General features: G+C 70.6%; 17 protein-coding genes and 3 tRNA genes. 9 read left to right on the forward strand and 11 right to left on the reverse strand.

Annotated elements, in window-relative coordinates; translation table 11 throughout:
• Positions 1-30: 30 nt before the first annotated feature.
• Genes ACS3YM_RS15215 through ACS3YM_RS15235 form a run of 5 tightly spaced genes read right to left on the reverse strand, consistent with a single transcriptional unit; the run spans position 31 to position 5,075 of the window.
• Positions 31-963 carry a carbohydrate kinase family protein gene (locus ACS3YM_RS15215; protein ID WP_439937273.1) on the reverse strand — a complete coding sequence of 311 codons (933 nt, stop codon included), beginning with the start codon at positions 961-963 and terminating at the stop codon, positions 31-33.
• Entirely contained in the window at positions 960-1,949 is a 990-nt protein-coding gene (locus ACS3YM_RS15220) for an SIS domain-containing protein (RefSeq protein WP_439937274.1), read from the reverse strand. The genes ACS3YM_RS15215 and ACS3YM_RS15220 overlap by 4 nt, the downstream gene beginning before the upstream one ends.
• Before the next feature lie 8 nt (positions 1,950-1,957).
• Positions 1,958-2,815 carry a carbohydrate ABC transporter permease gene (locus ACS3YM_RS15225; protein ID WP_439937275.1) on the reverse strand — a complete coding sequence of 286 codons (858 nt, stop codon included), beginning with the start codon at positions 2,813-2,815 and terminating at the stop codon, positions 1,958-1,960.
• The gene (locus ACS3YM_RS15230; RefSeq protein WP_439937276.1) at positions 2,812-3,753 is read right to left on the reverse strand and encodes a carbohydrate ABC transporter permease; all 942 of its coding nucleotides are present in this window, start codon (positions 3,751-3,753) and stop codon (positions 2,812-2,814) included. Before ACS3YM_RS15230 ends, ACS3YM_RS15225 begins: the two co-directional genes overlap by 4 nt.
• Positions 3,750-5,075, reverse strand: coding sequence for an extracellular solute-binding protein (locus tag ACS3YM_RS15235; protein ID WP_439937277.1), 1,326 nt, complete (start codon positions 5,073-5,075; stop codon positions 3,750-3,752). Before ACS3YM_RS15235 ends, ACS3YM_RS15230 begins: the two co-directional genes overlap by 4 nt.
• Positions 5,076-5,169: 94 nt before the next feature.
• On the opposite strand from ACS3YM_RS15235, the gene ACS3YM_RS15240 reads away from it, so the two are divergent.
• Complete coding sequence (locus tag ACS3YM_RS15240) at positions 5,170-6,315, forward strand: ROK family protein (RefSeq protein ID WP_439939903.1); 1,146 nt, start codon at positions 5,170-5,172, stop codon at positions 6,313-6,315.
• A gap of 30 nt (positions 6,316-6,345) precedes the next feature.
• Here ACS3YM_RS15240 and ACS3YM_RS15245 read toward each other — a convergent pair whose 3' ends face one another.
• A complete protein-coding gene (locus ACS3YM_RS15245) occupies positions 6,346-7,368 on the reverse strand; it encodes an NADPH:quinone reductase (protein WP_439937278.1) in 1,023 nt (340 codons plus the stop codon).
• Positions 7,369-7,433: 65 nt separating this feature from the next.
• Positions 7,434-8,903: an NAD(P)/FAD-dependent oxidoreductase gene (locus ACS3YM_RS15250; protein ID WP_439937279.1), complete on the reverse strand. Its 1,470-nt coding sequence runs from the start codon at positions 8,901-8,903 to the stop codon at positions 7,434-7,436.
• 257 nt (positions 8,904-9,160) lie between these two features.
• Here ACS3YM_RS15250 and ACS3YM_RS15255 point away from each other — a divergent pair, with 257 nt between their 5' ends.
• Positions 9,161-10,087 (forward strand): ATP-binding protein, encoded by a 927-nt coding sequence (locus ACS3YM_RS15255; protein ID WP_439937280.1) that lies wholly within the window; start codon positions 9,161-9,163, stop codon positions 10,085-10,087.
• A gap of 25 nt (positions 10,088-10,112) precedes the next feature.
• On the opposite strand, the gene ACS3YM_RS15260 is transcribed toward ACS3YM_RS15255, so the two are convergent.
• From ACS3YM_RS15260 to ACS3YM_RS15270, 3 genes are all read right to left on the reverse strand, one after another.
• Positions 10,113-10,466, reverse strand: a complete 354-nt coding sequence (locus ACS3YM_RS15260) for a metallopeptidase family protein (RefSeq protein ID WP_439937281.1) — start codon at positions 10,464-10,466, stop codon at positions 10,113-10,115.
• A 103-nt stretch (positions 10,467-10,569) separates the two neighbouring features.
• A tRNA-Asp gene (locus tag ACS3YM_RS15265) sits at positions 10,570-10,646 on the reverse strand.
• A gap of 84 nt (positions 10,647-10,730) precedes the next feature.
• A tRNA-Glu gene (locus tag ACS3YM_RS15270) sits at positions 10,731-10,803 on the reverse strand.
• Between the two features lie 145 nt (positions 10,804-10,948).
• Between ACS3YM_RS15270 and ACS3YM_RS15275 the strand changes: the two genes are divergently transcribed.
• The 7 genes from ACS3YM_RS15275 to ACS3YM_RS15305 all read left to right on the forward strand — a co-directional run bounded on the left by ACS3YM_RS15275 (position 10,949) and on the right by ACS3YM_RS15305 (position 17,612).
• Positions 10,949-11,341, forward strand: a complete 393-nt coding sequence (locus ACS3YM_RS15275; RefSeq protein ID WP_439937282.1) for a response regulator — start codon at positions 10,949-10,951, stop codon at positions 11,339-11,341.
• A gap of 232 nt (positions 11,342-11,573) precedes the next feature.
• Positions 11,574-12,683 (forward strand): cytochrome P450, encoded by a 1,110-nt coding sequence (locus ACS3YM_RS15280; protein WP_439939904.1) that lies wholly within the window; start codon positions 11,574-11,576, stop codon positions 12,681-12,683.
• 116 nt (positions 12,684-12,799) lie between these two features.
• A complete protein-coding gene (locus ACS3YM_RS15285; protein WP_439937283.1) occupies positions 12,800-14,032 on the forward strand; it encodes a sensor histidine kinase in 1,233 nt (410 codons plus the stop codon).
• Positions 14,033-14,083: 51 nt separating this feature from the next.
• A tRNA-Phe gene (locus tag ACS3YM_RS15290) sits at positions 14,084-14,157 on the forward strand.
• A 101-nt stretch (positions 14,158-14,258) separates the two neighbouring features.
• Entirely contained in the window at positions 14,259-15,053 is a 795-nt protein-coding gene (locus ACS3YM_RS15295; protein WP_439937285.1) for an alpha/beta fold hydrolase, read from the forward strand.
• A 21-nt stretch (positions 15,054-15,074) separates the two neighbouring features.
• Positions 15,075-16,400 carry a hypothetical protein gene (locus ACS3YM_RS15300; RefSeq protein ID WP_439937286.1) on the forward strand — a complete coding sequence of 442 codons (1,326 nt, stop codon included), beginning with the start codon at positions 15,075-15,077 and terminating at the stop codon, positions 16,398-16,400.
• Between the two features lie 102 nt (positions 16,401-16,502).
• A complete protein-coding gene (locus ACS3YM_RS15305; RefSeq protein WP_439937287.1) occupies positions 16,503-17,612 on the forward strand; it encodes a Glu/Leu/Phe/Val family dehydrogenase in 1,110 nt (369 codons plus the stop codon).
• Positions 17,613-17,782: 170 nt separating this feature from the next.
• Here the strand turns inward: ACS3YM_RS15305 and ACS3YM_RS15310 are convergent, their stop codons facing one another.
• Positions 17,783-17,971, reverse strand: coding sequence for a DUF3073 domain-containing protein (locus ACS3YM_RS15310; RefSeq protein ID WP_439937288.1), 189 nt, complete (start codon positions 17,969-17,971; stop codon positions 17,783-17,785).
• Positions 17,972-18,033: the final 62 nt, after the last annotated feature.

Here is an 18,033-nt window from a genome sequence, read left to right on the forward strand (position 1 = left end):
TTCCGTGTGGACCACGCAGATCGTCGTGGCTCAAGCCGGCTCCATCGGGACCAGCTCATCTCGCGAGGGATAGCGATTCAGCGAATCCCGGCCCACCACGGTGGAGGCGACCCTGACACCCGTGACGAGGGCGTCTTGCACCGGTGCGCCGCGGACGAGGTCGGCAAGCAGGCCCGCGGCCAGGCTGTCTCCGGCCCCGGTCGTGTCTCGAGGGGTCACGACCGGCGCACTCAGCCGGATCTTCTCGCCGGCAGGGCCTCGAGCGGCGAGGCCTCGTTCACCGAGCTTCACGACGACCCAGCCGCGGCACTCCGCGGCCAGGACCTCGAGCGCCTCTTCGGCGGTCGCAGCGCCGGTGAGCGCTATCGCCTCTGGTTCGTTCGGGAGGAAGAGGTCGAGGAGAGGCAGCAGCTCCAGCACCTCCGCAGCACCGGAGCCCGTCCAGTCGTCGGGATCCCAGCCGGTGTCCAGCGCGACGAACGCTCCTGCTTCGCGGGCGCGCTCGAGCAAGTCGTAGGTTCCGCGGCCGCGGAAGCCAGGCATCGAGAAGTACCCGGTGAGCAGCACGAAGTCCGCCACCGTGGCGTGCCGCGGCAACGCGTCGACTCCGTAGCGAGTCAGTACGCCGTGCGCCGTGATGAACGCTCGCTCCCGCCCCGGCGCCTCCAACGCGATCGAGATGCCGGTCTCCTGCCCGGCCACCACGTCGAGGTCTGCTCCCACGCCGTGCCTATGAAGCTCCTGCGCCACCCAGCGCCCAGCCTGGTCGTCCCCCACCGCGCCGAAGAGGCGGTGCTCGGTGCCCAGCGCCGCCAGTGCCAGCGAGACGTTGCCGGCCGCCCCCGCGGGCCGCACGGCGATGTGGTCGATCACGTCATCCCCACCCGGACTCGGCAGGCGGTCGACCGGGCTCGCCAGCACGTCGAGCTGGACGTTGCCGACGACGTGCAGCGACGGCGTCACCGGCCGTCCAGCTTGATGTCGTCCTGGTGGTAGCGGAACCCGTCGGCACGCAGCCCTCTCATGCTGACGACCTCCGCGGCAAGCAGCTGCAGCGGCAGGATCTCCAGGACTGCGCAGGCCAGCGCGGACGGTGGCTTCGGCAAGCGGACCACGGTGAGGTGGTCGGCGTCCTCGATCTCGTGACTGGTGGTGATGAGGAGGGTCGGACAACCCAACCCGGCGAGCTCCTGGGCGAGCCGCAGCTCACGTCCGGAGCCGATGACGATGCTCGCGGCCTGGGCGTCGACGGCCTCCATCGGCCCGTGCAGGTAGTTGAAGGTCTCGTGGCTCGCGGTGTGCAGGCGTGCCGACTCGCGCATCATGAGTGCTCCCTCGCCGGCCGTGGCCGAGGAGGTGCCGGACGCGACCACGTCGATGATCCGAGCCTGCTCGAAGGTGTCGGCGAGCGCTGCGACGACCTTGCTGCTCTGCTCGGTCACTTGGGCGACCTGCTCCGGGAGCACGGCCCAGTCGCTGCTCGTGCCGCCCCAGTGTTCGCCGAGCAGCCCGATCGCCTGCAGCGTGGCGGTGTAGCCGGTGGTGTAGATCGGGCTGTCCGGTCCGCTGCCCAGCGGGATCACCTCGTCCACGACCGCGCCCAGCGGCGCGTCCGGATCGTTGGTGATGCCGACGCGGCGCCCGGGCGCCCCGCGGAGAGCCGCGACGGTCTCGGCGCTCCGTCCCGACTCGCTCATCGCAACGTAGACGTCCGCCAGTGCCAGCTCCGATCCCTGCAGCTCCGCGGCCGACACGGCAACGGCGCGCACGCCCAGCGCGCGCCACGCGGCCGCCGCGCTCCTGGACACGTGCTCACTGGCTCCGATCCCGATCAGCGCGACGAGGGCGCCCGACTCGAGCGGTCGCACCGCGCCCAGCGATCGGCGTACGTTCTCCGCGCTCGCGAGCAGTGATTGCGGCTGCGCGGCGATGCCTTCGACGAACTTCATGGGGTTGCTCAACCTTTCACGGCGCCCGAGGTCAGGCCGCCGGCGATGTAGCGCTGGAACACCAGCGCGAGGACAAGGGGAGGCAGTGTGGCGAGCACGCCGCCGGCTGCGATCAGCCCGAAGTCGGACGAGTACTTGCCGGTGAACTCAGCGATGGCGACCGGGATCGTCTTTGCGTTCGTCGTCGAGGTGAAGATGAGTGAGAACAGGAACTCGTCCCACGCGAGCAGGAACCCGAACATCCCCGTCGTCAGGACGCCCGGCCGCGAGAGCGGCAGGATCACCCTGAACAGGGCGCCAAGCCGTGTGCAGCCGTCCACCCGGGCCGCCTCCTCCAGGTCAGGCGGCAGGCTCAGGTAGTAGTTCGACATCGTCCACAGGCAGAACGGTGTGACGATCGAGCAGTACGTGAGGACCAGTCCGGCCTTGGTGTCGAGCAGGCCCAGGGCGGCCAGTCCCAGGTAGAGCGGGATCACCAGCGCGATCGGCGGCAGCATGTAGACGGCCAGGAAGGCGAACAGGGTCGTGCGTCGCATCCGGAACCGCAGCCGGGCGAACGCGTAGCCACCCAGCACGCCCACGACGAGTGAGATCAAGGTCGTCACGGTGGCGACGATGAAGCTGTTGATCATGGCCTGCCGGAAGTTGGCGGCGACGTCGGTGCCGCCGCCGTCCGAGGAGGCGAAGATGGCGCGATACCTCTCCAGCGTTGGTGCGTCCGGCCACCAGTGCGGCTCCGCCGAGAGAAGCTCCCGGGGCGGGGAGATGCTCGAGATCACCAACCAGGCGAACGGTGCGAGCACCACGACCGCCATCAGGACCGCGGCCAGGTGGATGCCGACCAGGTACGTCTTGCTCGGCCTCATTCGACACCCGCCATCTGACCTTGCCGCAGCAGCTTCAAGTACCCCATCGCCAGCGCGAAGACTGCTAGCACGATCAGGTAGGCGAGCGCTGCTCCATACCCGAAGAGCTGGTTGCTGAAGGCCTGGAGGTAGGTGTAGAAGGCCACGGTCTGGGTGCCGCTGGCCGGTCCACCGCCGGTCATCACGTAGACGATGTCGAACACCTTGAAGGCCTCGATCGTGCGGAGGACGAGCACGACTGCGATGGCCGGGGCGAGCAGCCGCAGGGTGATCTGCCGGAACATCTGCCAGCGGCCCGCGCCGTCGATGCGGGCCGCCTCGTACAGCTCGTTCGGGATGGTCTGCAGGCCAGCCAGTATGAAGAACACGACGATCGACGTGTTCTTCCAGACGTCCGCGGCGATCACCATGTTCAGCGCCAGGAACGGCGAGCCCAGCCACTGGGTCGGGGACTCAGAGATCCCGAGGGTGGCCAGCAATCCGTTGAGGGCGCCGTACTGACCGTTGTAGATCCAGCGCCACATAGCGCCGTTGACGATCGTGGGGAGTGCCCATGGGAGCACGATGATGCTGCGCCACAGCCACCGCGCCCGCAGCGGTGCGTTGAGCAACAGGGCAACGGCGATGCCCAGCACGAGCTCGAGGAGCGTCGAGAGCAGCGTGAAGTAGAGGGTGTGCCCCAGTGCGGCGTAGAAGCCGCTGTCCTTGAAGACCCGGACGTAGTTGTCCAGCCCGACGAAGGGGTAGTCGCCCGGCATCGAGCTCGTGACGTCGTACAGCGACACCACGAGTGTCCGGGCGACCGGGTAGAGCACCACCCCGAAGACCACCAGCCCCGCGGGGAGCAGGAGGAGGAGGGCGAGCCATCCCTCCGCAGAGCTGCGCCGTGCCGGACCTGGGCTGGCTTGGCGACGGAGGGCCACTGGCAGGAGACTCATCCGTCCAGGAGCGACGAGGCCTTGGAGGCCGCGTCGTCCAGAGCTTGCTGGGGATCCTTGTCCCCCAGCAGCGCGCTTTGCAGCTCCGCCTGCAGCGCCTGGGAGACGGCGTTGTAGGTCTCCACCTGCGGTCGGAGGATGAGGTCACCGAGCTGCTGCTTGGCGACCGGCACGACGGCGGGGTTCGTCTTGACGACCTGCGGGTCGTCGTACGACGCCTGCCAGACCGGGAGCGAGCTCAGGGCGTACTTCTCCTGGACGGACTTGCTGGTGAGGTACTCGATGAACGTCCAGCCAGCGTCCTGGTTCTTGCTGCCGGCCGCCAGGGCGAGGCCCATGCTGCCGTTCACGCCGGGCTGTCCATCGGGGCCGGCCGGAGTGCGGAACACCTCGACGTCACCGGCGATCTGGCTCTCTGCCGCGTCGTTGGCCAAGCCGTACATGTACGTCCAGTTGAGGGCGAGGCTGGCCTGTCCGGAGGAGAAGACGCGGCGCACGTCTTCCTCCAGCGACTGGGTCGACGCCGGGTTGCTCAGGCCGTCGACGATGGTCTGTCGCATGAACTCCAGGGCAGCGACGCCACCCCCTTGGTTGAAGGCCGGCTGGCCGGAGTCGTCGAGGAAGGTGCCCCCGAATGCGCCCAGCAGCTGGGCGTAGTCGCAGATCAGCGCCTCGGCCTGCTGCCACGACCACACGAGGGGGTACTCCACGACTCCCGCCGACTTCAGCTCCTTGGCGGCCTCAACCACTCCGTCCCAGCTCCCGAGCGATGCTGGATCGACCTTCGCCTGCTCCAGGTGCGCGGTGTTGGCGAAGAGGTACTTGGTGTCGAGGATCCAGGGGACGCCGTAGAACTTGTCGTCGTACTGCGGCGTTGCGACCGCGCCCCCGAGCATGTCCTGCTTCCACGAGTCCGGCCACCGGTCGGTGACGTCAGCCACGATGTTCTTGGAGCCGAACTCGGCCGGCCAGATGACGTCGATGAGAACCACGTCGTAGGTCCCCGCCGGGGCTGCGGCCACGATCTTGTCGTGCAGAGCCTCGTACGAGACGAAGTCGGCCGTGACGGTGATGTCCTTGTTCGCCGCCTGGAACGAGGAGATCATCTCGTTGATGTTCTCCTCCGAGTAGCCGGCCTGCTTCATGAACAGAGCGCGGATGTTGCCCTTGCCGCTGCCGGCCCCGGACTCGGGTCCACTGCCGCCGATTCCGCACGCAGAGAGCAGGCCCGCCATGCCGGCCGCCCCTCCGAGCGCGAGGAAGCCGCGGCGCGACGGGGTGAGCAGCGGCGAGCGCTCTGGGCGAGCGGGGATCTGTGACATGGCAGGACTCCATTTATTAGGCAATCTGCTTTACTAACCAGTCCGGAATATAGTCACGCAGAATTTGGTGCGTCAAGAGGCAAGCGGAGGCGACATGGAATCCAGTCCGTCCAGCAGGCACCGGGTCCTCGACTTCCTGCTCCGGCAGGACGAGCCGGTGACCCGACCCCGCATCGCCACAGCTTGTGGCGTGTCGAGGCCCACCGTGTTCAGCGCCGTCCAGCACCTCGAGCACGCGGGCCTCATCCAGGAGACCGGACAGCGCAGCGGCTCTCCTGGCCGCTCCGCCACCCTCTTCGAGGTCGCTCCCGGAGTGGGCACGGTATTGGCGATCGACATCGGCGGCAGCAACGTCAGGGTGGCAGTGGCCGACATCCGTGGGCGTTCGCTTGCCGAGCTGCGGGAACCGACCGCGCTGCCGGGCGGTCCCGCCATCGTCGCTCAGGCGACGGACCTGGCTCGCAAGGCGCTCGCATCGGCAGGCCTTGCCCACTCGTCGCTCCACGCGGTGACGGTGTCCGTCCCCGGCGTCGTCGACGCCGACGGCGGCACCGTGCACTTCGCCTCCAACATCGACCAGTCCGACCCCTTCGACTTCCGCACCCCCATCAGGGAAGCCCTTTCCGCGCCAGTGCGGCTCGAGAACAACGTCCACCTCGCCGCGCTCGGCGAGCGCTGGCGTGGCGTCGGCCGCGACCTCGACACGTTCGTGATCGTGTCGATCGGCGCCGGGATCGGCGCGGGGGTGGTGCACGATGGGCGCCTGATACGCGGATCGCACGGGGCGTCAGGCGAGGTGGCCTTCCTGCCGACACCGCGCAGCCAACCACACCTGGACGCACGGGCTCACGACGAAGCGGGCGGCCTGAGCTTGCTGACCGCCGCCCTGCGGCACCCGGGATGGACCGGCACCCCGCCGAGCACGGTCGAGGAGCTGTTCCTCCGAGCTGCGTCAGGTGAGGAACCCGCCGCTGAGCTCGTGGAGGAGGAGTGCGTCCGGGTCGCTGCCGTCATCGCCTCCATCTCGGCCATCATCGACCCGGAGGCCGTGATCCTCACAGGCGGAGTGGGCGCCAACGACCACCTGATGGAGAGGTCACGCCAGCTGGCCACCGAGATGACGCTGTACCCGCCTGTGGTGATCCGTTCCGAGCTGGGAGAGCGCGCCAGCGTGGTCGGCGGTGTCTATCTCGGAACCCGCGCCGCGCGGAACATCGTCATGCAGTCACTCGACCGATGAACGTGACGATCTCTCCAGGCGTCAGGGCGCTCAGGCGTCGGTCACGTCGATCAGCACCTTGCCGACGGCGCCACCTTCGACTGCCGCGTGCGCCTCGGCCGTGCGCTCGAGGGGGTAGTGGTGCACGGGCAGACCGCGCTCCTCGCCGACGCCGAAGGCTCCGTCGGCGACCGCCGCCGTGACGTCGTCGGCAGCGGCGCGGAGCGCGGCCTCGCCGACGCTGTAGATCAGCACCCACTGGAAGCGGGCGTTGGTCGAGAAGGTCTCCCGGACGCCGAGGATCACCTCGTCGCCGCCGTTGTTGGCGTAGATCGCGATGGTCCCGCGCTTCTTGATCAGCTGCAGGTCCATGCGCAGGTTCTGCGCCGGTGCGACCTCGACGACGATGTCGACGCCGTCCGGAGCCAGGTCGCGGATCCGGGCTGCGGTGTCGCCGTCGCGGTAGTTCACGACGTGGTGCGCGCCCGCCGCCGTCGCGAGGACGCCCTTCTCGTCGCTGCTCACGGTGGTGATCACCGTGGCGCCGGCCCACCTGGCGAGCTGGATCGCGGCGTTGCCGACCGCCCCGGCCCCGCCCGCGACGAGGACGGTCATCGCGTCGAGCGCACCCGGGGCCAGCCGCGAAGGGCCGTCCTCGGAGGTCGTGAGGGTGCGGTGGGCCGTGACCGCGGGGACCCCGAGCGCGGCCCCGACGTCGTACGACGCCGCGTCGGGCAGGGCGCAGACGTGAGCGAGGGGCAGCACGACCTGCTCCTGCGCCGTGCCGCCGGGCCGGGTGTGCTGGGCCAGGATGGTCCAGACCCGGTCACCGACCGCGAGGTCGGTGACGCCGGGGCCCACTGCGTCGACCACGCCCGCACCGTCCTGGCCGGGCACGATCTCGGGGAACGCGAGCTCGCCCATCCCGCCGGCGCGGAACTTCCAGTCCGTCGGGTTGACGCCTGCCCGCACGATGCGGACACGGACCTCACCCGGACCGGGCTCCGCAGCCTCTCGTTCGACCAGCTGGAGCACGGACGAGTCGCCGCTCTCGGTGTAGACCACAGCACGCATCAGGTTGTCCTTCCCGGGGATCGTGTCCGACAGGACCACGCAACCACACCGCGCACCGGGGCGTCTCAGCGGTCGGCGTGGACCCCGCGGACACCGGAGTCGGTGAGCTCGGCCTCGCGCTGGGCGGCGGCCTCGAGCTCCTGGCGGCGGGTCTCCTCCATCATGGCGCGCGTGGCGTCGTAGATGCCCGGGTCGGAGACCAGGTCGGCCGCACCGCGACGCAGCCGCGCCAGCGCGGCACGGGCGAAGATCTGCTGCTCGGTCGTGGTGCGCTCGGAGCGGTTGTTGCTGATGAAGGTGATCGCCCACCGCATCAGCGCCGAGACCTGGTTCTTGAAGCCGGTGAGGTAGACGAGGTGGACACCGAGCCACATCAACCACGCGACGATGCCGGTGAGCCGGAGCTTGCCGACCATGGCGACCGCGCGGAAGCGGCTGATGATCGCCATCGAGCCCTTGTCGAAGTACTTGAACGGCTCCTGGGGCTGCTTGCCCTCGAGGCGGTTGCTGATCTCCTTGGCGGCGTACTTCGCGCCCTGGATGGCGACCTGCGCGACACCGGGAAGGTTGTCGAGGGCGATCATGTCGCCGACGACGAAGACCTCGGGGTGGCCGGGGAGCGTGAGGTCGGGGTTGACCGCGATGCGGCCGGCGCGGTCGAGCGGGGCGCCGGTCTGCTCCGACAGCGTCTTCCCGAGCGGGTTGGCCTGCACGCCGGCGGCCCAGATCTTGGCGACCGAGTTGATCCGCTCGACGGTGCCGTCCTTGAACTTCACCTCGAGGCCGCGCTCGTCGACCTCGGTCACCATGCCGCCGAGCATCACCTCGACGCCGAGCTTCTCCAGCTCGCCCTTGGCCTTCTCGCCGAGCTTGGCACCGAACGGAGGCAGCACCTGCGGCGCCGCGTCGACGAGGACGACGCGGGCGGTGCGGGTGTTGATCGCGCGGAAGTCCTTGCGCAGGGTGTGGTGCGCGAGCTCGGCGATCTGGCCGGCCATCTCCACGCCGGTGGGGCCGGCGCCGACGACCACGAAGGTCAGCAGGTGGTCGACGTCGTCGCCGCGGGTGGCACCGAGCTCGGCCATCTCGAAGGCGCCGAAGATCCGGCCGCGCAGCTCGAGGGCGTCGTCGATGCTCTTCATCCCGGGGGCGAACTCGGCGAAGTGGTCGTTGCCGAAGTACGACTGGCTCGCGCCGGCCGCGACCAGCAGCGAGTCGTACGACGTCACCGTCTCGCGGCCCAGCACCTGCGAGGTGACCGTGCGGGCCTCGAGGTCGATGCCGGTGACCTCGCCCAGGATCACGCGGGCGTTGTCCTGGCTGCTGAGGATCTCGCGGGTCGGCGGGGCGATCTCGCCCTCGGACAGGATGCCCGTCGCGACCTGGTAGAGCAGGGGCTGGAAGAGGTGGTGGGTCGTCTTCGCGATCACGGTGACGTCGACGTCGGCGCGGCGCAGCGCCTTGGTGCCGAACAGGCCGCCGAAGCCGGACCCGATCACGACCACCTTGTGACGGGGTGCCTGTGTCGAGGTCATGGGAGCTCCTGGGATCGTGGGTGCCATCTCATGGTCCGAGCCGGGTTCCGAGCCGGAGTCCAGCTGTCCAACCATTGTCCTCCCGGCCGGACCTCGGGCGCGAAACGCCGGGCGAGTCTGCTATCTCACACCACTACCCAGACTCGCGAGAAACTATGGTGATTGTCGAGGTTTGAACCACCCCGAAGTCGGGTAACCATGGACCCACTGGACTGTCCACTCCCCCGAAATGAGTCCCAGTGCCGCTGAGCTCAGAGTTGACCCTTGCCTCGTCGCCGCGTGCTGCGGCCGACGCGCGGCGCTGGGTCGGCGACATCTGCGAGCGGCTGGAGCGCGGCGACCTCGTCGAGTGCGCCGAGCTCGGCGTCTCCGAGCTGGTGGCCAACGCGATCCTCCATGCGAGCGCCCCCTTCAAGGTGCGCGTGCGCGGCACGGCCAGCCACCCCCGCATCGAGGTCGTCGACGGCTCGACCAGCCCCCCGGTCCCGCCCGTCCCCCAGCTGGACGACGACCTCGACCTGCTCCTCACCTTCGGGCGCGGCCTGTCGATGGTCGCCCAGTGTGCCGTCGCGTGGGGCGCGACCATCGAGGCGGACGGCAAGATCGTCTGGTTCGAGCCCGCCGCGCAGATGCACGGCGAGAGCGGCGCCGAGTGGGTCATCGACCACTCCGACCTGCCCACGCTGCGCCCCGAGCCCCCGAGCGACACGGCCCGCGAGGTCAGGCTGCTGGGCATCGACGTGCCGCTCTACTCCTCGCTCGCCCGGCAGTACCACGAGCTGCGCCGCGAGCTGCGGCTCCTCTCGCTCTCCCACCAGTCCGACTACCCCCTCGCCGGCGACCTCACGTCGATGTTCGCCAACTTCGAGCGGCAGTTCCCCGACACCTACCGCGACCAGATCCGCGCCGCCGAGACCATGGGTCTGCGTCGCGTCGACGTGGTCTTCCCGATGGTGCGCGAGGCCGGCCCGGTGTTCGTGACGATGACCGAGATGTTCGACGTCGCCGACGCCTTCTGCCGGGCCGAGCGCCTGCTGTCCATCGCGCGCACGCCCTCCCAGCGTGCCCTGCACAACTGGCTTCTGGGCGAGCTCGTGCACCAGCTCGACGGGGCGGTTCCCCAGAGGTGGACCGGGCACTCCGGTGCGGCCACCAGCCAGGCGTCCGCCAGCCGGGTCGGCTGAGGGTCCGCGTCCCGCTGGGCCCGCGCTAACCCCACCCGAGTTCGTGCAGGCGGGCGTCGTCGAGCCCGAAGTGGTGCGCCACCTCGTGCACCACGGTGATCCGCACCTCCTCCTCGAGCTCCTCCTCGGTGTCGGCCATGTCGAGGAGCGGGCCGCGGAAGAGCAGGATGCGGTCGGGCAGCATGCCGGCATGGTTGGCCGGGCGCTCGGTCAGGGCGAGGCCGTCGTAGAGACCGAGCAGGTCCGGGTCGTCGGCCGGCGCGTCGGGCTCGACGAGCACGACGACGTTGTCGACGAGACGGGCCAGGTCGTCGGGCAGGCCGTCGAGGGCCCGCTCCACCATCGCGTCGAACGCCAGTGGGTCGAGGTCGATGGGCATGGCCCCAGCGTAGGGAGGCGGGCGTAACAGCCCGGTGCAGAGGGACGGCCCCGGAAATGACGAACAGGGTGAGCCTGGTGGCTCACCCTGTTCGGCCATGCGATGGCGACCCCGACGGGACTCGAACCCGCGGCCTCCGCCGTGACAGGGCGGCGCGCTAACCAACTGCGCTACGGGGCCATTCGTTTGCTCCTTGCGAAGCGGTGGAACTCTAACCCATGGTCTTCGGAGACCACCAATCGGCGGCAACCCTGGACCGGGTCGCACCCCCAACCGGATTCGAACCGGCGCTACCGCCGTGAAAGGGCGGGGTCCTGGGCCGCTAGACGATGGGGGCCAGCTCGCGTGGGACGGACCCGCTCGAGCGACGCCCAGCATAGGGCCAGCAACGGCCGCGCTCCCAACCCACGTCCTGGGCGGTTTCGGGCGCGTCGGATCCGAGACTGCACCCAACCTTCACCAGGTTTGACTAACCTTCACGTGTGGACAGTGAGGCTCGGACGCTGCGCTTCCTCGTCGTCGATGACAACGAGGACATTCGTGACGTCTTCTGCCGCCTCGTGGAGCGGGCGGGACACCTCGCCACCACCGCCGCCGACGGGCAGGAAGCAGTCGAGGTCCTCGAGCGAGAGTCGTTCGACGTGATGCTGCTCGACCTCACCATGCCGCGCATGAACGGCGTCGACGTCGTGCGCTGGATCCGGGCCCATCCCGACGTCGCTCCCGCCATGCGGATCGTCGTGATCAGCGCGTGGGCGGGCGAGCACCGGGCGGTCCTCCAAGAGCTCGGTGTGGTCACAGTCATGCAGAAGCCGCTGCGGATTCAGCAATTGACTGATCTGATTGAGGAGACACTGCTCGAGACCGAGGCCTGAACCCTGCCCTGAATGCTTTCTGGGGTACTGGTCCCGCGGGTGGAGTCACCCGCACGTCTCCCCGGCGTGCATCCAACCAACCCCCTTGGAGATCCCCATGATGAATCGCATCCGCACCCGCATCCAGGCCAAGCGTGCCGCCGAGCAGACCCAGTCGTTCTACGTGTGGCGCCCGGGCTCCGGCGGCGGCAACTGACCCGTCGGGGACGCGCGGATTGATGCTCGTCCCGTGATGCAGATGGACAGCGTCGAGTCGGCCGGCGGCCGGCTCGGCGCTGTTCTCTCGTCCCCCCGGTCTGGCGTGGTCGCCCTCGGTCCGCACGGCCCGTGGCTGACCACGACTCCCGGCCTCGCCCGCCAAGTCCTGACCGACGTGTCCGGGTTCGACTTCCCCGGCGACGTCACCCGCAGCGGGGACCTGTCCGGCAGCCGGGGCGACACCCGCTCAGGGCATGTCACCTTCCAGCCGGTCCAGCCCGACCAAGTGTGGCGCGGCGTTGCGGTCTTCACCACCGAGTGGGAGGCCGCACTGTCGACGCACGATCGCTCCTCCCCGCACGAGCCGTACGACGCCATGGTGCTGCTGCGCCGTCCCGTCGCACGCTCCACGACCTCGGCGGTGCTGCCCTCGCTCGACCTCGAACAGCGTGACCTCGTCGCCGACCTGGTGCTCGACTGGATCGACGCCCTCGCCCCGGTGATCGCCGCGCGACGCCCGCCCCGCCGGTGGAGCCGCATCCGACGCACCGAGCGAGACGCGCGGGTGGCGCTCTACGCCGCCTTGGCCGCCACGCCCGACCTCGACGTCCCACCCCAGCTGACCGCCACACTGCTCGCCGCCGGGATCCAGGTGCCGATCGCCGCCGGCTCGTGGTTGCTCGCGTGGCTCGCCAGCCAGCCGACGGCGGAGCTCGACCCCGTCCACGTGGTCTGGGAGACCCTGCGCCTGACGCCGCCCACGTGGATCACCGCCCGCATCACCACGCGGGAGATGGACCTCGGCGGCCAGCGCGTGCCGGCCGGTGACGTCGTGCTGGTCAGTCCGCTCCTCCTCGGACGCCAGCCCGACCTCGTGCCCGGGGACCCGGCCGGAGTGCCCGGCTTCGACCCTGGTCGGTGGCAGGACGACACGCAGCGCCCCGGGGCATGGCTTCCCTTCGGCGCCGGCCCACACGCGTGCCCGGGCCGCCACCTCGGCATGGCCGTCCTCACCCGGCTGGCCGAGTGGGGCCTGTCCCTTGACCTCTCGTTGAGCGAGAGGGTGACCGTCGACCAGAGCCGTGGCATCGCCCCGCTACCGTGCCGTTTCACGATCTCCGACGGAAGGGAGCCGGCCAGGTGATCGACCATCCCGCCCTGCAGGACACCTCGGCCGAAGGGCCGGTGTCCCCCAGGGCCGCTCGTCTGGCGGCATTGATCCTTGAGGGTGAGGCCAGCCTTGACGTATCGATCGCCCTCATGGCCGAGCACTTCCTGTCCGAGCCGCGGGTCGAGGTCGTCGCTGTGGTGCTCACCAGCTTCACCCCCCAAGACGAGGTGGGATGGACGCCGCTCGGCGGGCGGGCCTGGGTCCGGGAGTGGACACGGCCGGGCTCCACGCGATTCTTCATGCCCGCACCAGGCGCGGGCCCCGAAGAGGCGTTGACCATGCCCTGGGTGTCACGGATCGCCAGGACCCAAATTGTGGCGCTCACAGATCGAAACCTGCTCCCAGAAGAGGCCTCACAGGACCTCGACGAGCTCGCCCGCACAGGTGTCCGGAGCCTGGTCGCCTCGCCGTTCAGCTTCCAGGGCGAGATGTTCGGCAGCCTCTCCCTCGTCAGCCTCGACTCTGGGGACTGGCCCGAGCAGCTCCTTCGAGACTTCCGACTCCTCACTGGCGCCCTCGTCTCGAGGCTCACCCTCGAGCGCTCCCGTCGCGCCCTCGCCGAGGCTCTCGAGGCGGGCGCGGAGGCGCAGAAGGCCTACCAGCAGTTCTACGGCGCGGTCGGGCACGAGCTGCGTACGCCCCTGGCGGCGATCCTCGGCTACACCGAGGTGATCCTCGACGAGGCCCAGCACGCCTCCCCCGGCGCAGCCGAGGGCTCGGACGGCCCGGTGACGGCCGCGGTGCTCCGCGACGGGCCGGCGATCCTGCGCGCCGGCGAGCAGCTGCTCGGGATCGTCGACAGCCTCCTCGGCGCGGGCCGCACCATGTCCGACGACGACCAGCGCCGCGACGTCGTGGTGGCCGACGCGGTCGCCGACGTCGTGCACTGGCACCGCACGCCGGCACAGACCGCGGGGGTCGACATGATCGTCGTCACCGACCCCGGGACGACCGTCTGGGCCCACGCGTCCGGCGTACGACAGGTCCTCACCAGCCTGGTCGGCAACGCCATCGCCCACCACCGCCCGGGCGGCGGCACGGTGCACATCTCGACCGCACCCCTGCTCGGGGAGAGCGGACAGGAGATGGTGCGGATCATCGTGCGCGACGACGGCCCCGGGCTGTCGGAGGAGCAGCTCGCGCACGTCTTCGAGCCGTTCGTCCGGTTCGCGGCGCCGAGGACGAAGGGCAGCGGGCTCGGGCTGTCGATCTCGCGCACGATCGCCGAGCGCGACGGCGGCGCGGTGCGCGGCGAGTCCACGCCCGGCGTGGGGTCGTCGTTCTGGGTCGAGCTGCCGGCGCACGAGCCGCGCGGTGCGTGAGCCGAGCCGATTCCCCCCTCGCCTGCGGGCTCATGTATTCTCGTCCCGCTTGGGCAGGTAGCTCAGTTGGTACGAGCGATCGCCTGAAAAGTGATAGGTCGGCGGTTCGACCCCGCCCCTGCCCACAAGCACAGAAGGGCCCCGGTCACGTCCCGACCGGGGCCCTTCTGCGTGGTCCGGTCTGGTCCGCTCGGACGGCCGCTCCCGCAGCGCCTACCGTGGAGGCGTGCCCGACGTCATCGAGGGCACCTTCTCCAGCGGGGTGCCCTACCTGAGGACCGGCCAGGGGCCGGCCCTCCTCGTCGCTGCCGGGCTCACGACGAAGCACGCCAACCCGACGGGCGCGGCCCGCCGGTTCTCGCTTGCCTGGGCGGCGCCGTACGCCGAGCACTTCACCGTCTACCTCGCGAACCGGCGCCCCGGCCTGACGGAGGGGACGTCCATGCACGAGCTGGCCGACGACTACGCGACCGCCATCGAGGTCGACCTCGGTGAGCCCGTCCTGCTGCACGGCACCTCCACGGGCGGCTCGGTGGCGCTGCAGCTCGCCGTGGACCGGCCCGGGCTCGTACGCCGCCTGGTGCTCGTCGCGGCCGCGTGCCGGCTCTCCCCCGGCGGCCGGCAGGTGATGGCCGAGGTCGCCCGGCTCACCGCCGCCGGCGACACCCGCGCCGCGACCGCGGCCATGATGGCCGCCGGCACCCCTCCCCGGCTGCGCCCGTTGACCCGACCGGCCGGGTGGGTGATGGGGCAGTTCACGCCGTCGGACCAGAGCGACATGCTCGTCACGATCGCCGCGGAGGACGAGCTCGACGCCGAGCCGCACCTCGACCGCGTCACCGCGCCGACGCTGGTGCTGGGCGGGACCGCCGACGGCTTCTACAGCCGCGACCTCTTCGAACGGACCGCCGCCGGCATCCCCCAGGGCAAGGCAGTCGTCTGGGAGGGCAGGTCGCACGTCGGCGTGGCGGGCGGCAAGGTGGCTGCCGCCGTCGGCCTGGGCTACCTGCTGGCCGACTGAGCGCTCCGGCAGGATGGGGCGGTGCTCCCCCGCCTCGAGATCGTGCGACGCATCCGCCCGGTCGACCTCGTCGCGCCAGGCTTCCAGCGGATCGAGAGGTCGACCGGCGGGATCGTGCCGATCCCGGCAGTGGCGCCGTACGTCGCCGCGACCGCGCAGGTGCGCAAGCGCTCCTGGCTCGCCCTCCACCTGGCCGGGCACCGCATCGGGGCGTCGCTGGACGACGGCTCGGTGTCCCTGACGATCACCCACGGGCACGGCACGCGCGAGCTGCGGAGCCGGCGCTTCCACCGGGCCCTCGACCCGACCGAGCTGGGACTGTCCCTGACCGGGACGCACGTGACGGCGTGGACGCGCGAGGCCGGCCAGTGGGTCGCCCGGGCACGGCACGACCTGCGCGAGGTCGTCGACACCCGCGACGAGGCGGCGCTCGCCGGCCTCCAGATCGAACTGCCGACGTGGGGCGGTGGCGCCGGTGGGTTCGGCCAGCTCGGCCTGCGCGACGTCCGGTTCGTCACCGAGGAGGACGGACGTCCGCTGCACACCGGGGACGGACTCTGGCTGACGGCGACCTCTGCCGGACCGGGCTTCTTCGACACCGCGCACACCAGCGTGTGGCGCCTCGACCCGGCCAGCCTGGAGCTCGCCCACACCGCCGACCTCTTCTTCCGCCGCCCGGACCGGCCGGGGGTCTTCGGCGACCACGCCACCCACCTGGTCCGCACGGACGCGGGATGGCTGGCGACGACCAGCACGTGGGGCGACTTCGAGGCGCCGCGGACGCGCGCGGGACGTCGTACGCCGGCGGGGTTGCGGGTCACCCTCGCCGAGACCGACGCCGACCTGCTGCGCGGCACCCACGTCCTCGACACCCGCGAGCTGCCGCTGCCGACCGACGGCCTCGCCTCGATCGCCACGTGGGACCCGCACCTCGTCCGGCGCGACGGGGAGTGGCTGGTCGGCTTCGTCAGCGCGCGACGCTTCTTCGACTTCCACCCCGCCCTCGCCGCCGGGAAGTCCCTCGACGACCTGCGGCTCCTCGGCGCGGCCACCGACCGCCGCTCGACCGAGGGCACGACGCTGCTGGAGGTCGACGGCCGGATGGTGGTGCTGGCCAGCGACGGGCGCGACTCGCAGCGGGACCAGCGGGCGCGCTTCCCGGTCTTCGACCTCGGGATGCAGGACCTCGGACTGCTGGACGCGCCCTACCCGACCAACCTGCCCTGGCCGTCACTCGCGCACGTCGACGGGACGTGGCTGATGGCGACCTTCAACGGGCGACGGGCCGGCGGCGCGCTGCTCGGCTACGGCACCCACGGCGACCTGGTCCTGATGCGGGACGCGTGATCTCGCCGGACTACGCTGAGGGTGACGGCGGTCACCACCCCTCGACCGCGCTGACCAGGCCCGCACACCCCGCGGCCGCACCCACCAGAAAAGGACCACAGCATGTCTGGACCCCTCTCCCCGTCAGGAACGGCCAGTTCGGGAGTCGACGTCTTCGAGCTCGGCAGCGAGCACGAGCAGGTCGTGTTCTGCAATGACCGCGCGACCGGCCTCAAGGCCATCATCGCGATCCACTCCACGGCACTCGGCCCGGCCCTCGGTGGGACGCGGTTCTACCCCTACGCCAGCACCGACGACGCGATCGTCGACGTGCTCAACCTCTCCCGCGGCATGTCCTACAAGAACGCCCTCGCCGGCCTCGACCTCGGCGGCGGCAAGGCCGTCATCATCGGCGACCCGGCGACCCTCAAGACCGAGGCGCTGCTGCGCGCCTACGGCCGCTTCGTGCAGTCGCTCGACGGCCGCTACTTCACCGCCTGCGACGTGGGCACGTTCTCCGAGGACATGGACCACGTCGCCCGCGAGTGCGACTTCGTCACCGGCCGCACCGTCGCGCACGGCGGCGCCGGCGACAGCTCGGTGCTGACCGCGTTCGGCACCTTCCAGGGCATGCGTGCCGCCGCCGAGCAGGTGTGGGGCGAGCCGACGCTGGCCGGCCGCACCGTCGGCGTCGCCGGCGTGGGCAAGGTGGGACGCCACCTCGTACGCCACCTCATCGAGGACGGTGCCACGGTGGTCGTCACCGACGTGTACGCCCCCTCGGTCGAGGCGATCCGCGCGGAGTACCCCCAGGTGCAGGCCGTCGGCTCGACCGACGAGCTGGTCGCGAGCGAGCTCGACGTCTACGCCCCGTGCGCCCTCGGCGGCGCGCTCACCGACGAGGTCGTCGAGACCCTGTCCGCCCGCATCGTCTGCGGCGCGGCCAACAACCAGCTCGCCCACCCCGGCATCGAGAAGAAGCTCGACGAGCGCGGCATCCTCTACGCGCCCGACTACTGCGTGAACTCCGGCGGCGTCATCCAGGTCGCCGACGAGCTCGAGGGCTTCTCCTTCGAGCGCGCCGAGCAGCGCGCCACCGGCATCTTCGACACCACCCGCAAGGTCTTCGAGCTCGCCAAGGCCGACGGGGTCACCACCGCGGAGGCCGCCGACCGCCTGGCCGAGCGCCGGATGCGCGAGGTCGGCCGCCTGCGCGGCATCTACCTCAGCTGACCGGGCACTTCCTCGCGCTACAGCACGCCGACCGGGCGGTTCCTCGCGCTACCAGCGCGAGGAACTGCCCGGTCGCTGCATCTCAGCGCGAGGCAGTGCCCGCTCGGCGTTCAGGGCGCGCTCGTAGGCCCGCGCACCCGGTGGCCGGGTGCGTGATCAGGTGCGATCAGTCAGTCTGCGCGACGACGCGGGTCGGCATAGTCCGCCCACTCGTCCTCGTCCGGCTCGACATCACTCGTCGGGTGATGCTCTTCACCGTGCAGCTCCTTCGCCAACGCGCCGAAGTCCGTCTCGTGAGTCCGGTACTTCAGGTCGCGTGCGACCTTGGTCTGCTTCGCCTTAGCTCGGCCGCGCCCCATAGGGTCGACCCCCTCGCACACTTGGCCGGGGCTTTCGAGGAGTCCTCGACGCGCCCGGTCTG

The organism is Nocardioides sp. N13(2025) (assembly GCF_051912545.1).
Classification (GTDB): Bacteria; Actinomycetota; Actinomycetes; order Propionibacteriales; family Nocardioidaceae; genus Nocardioides.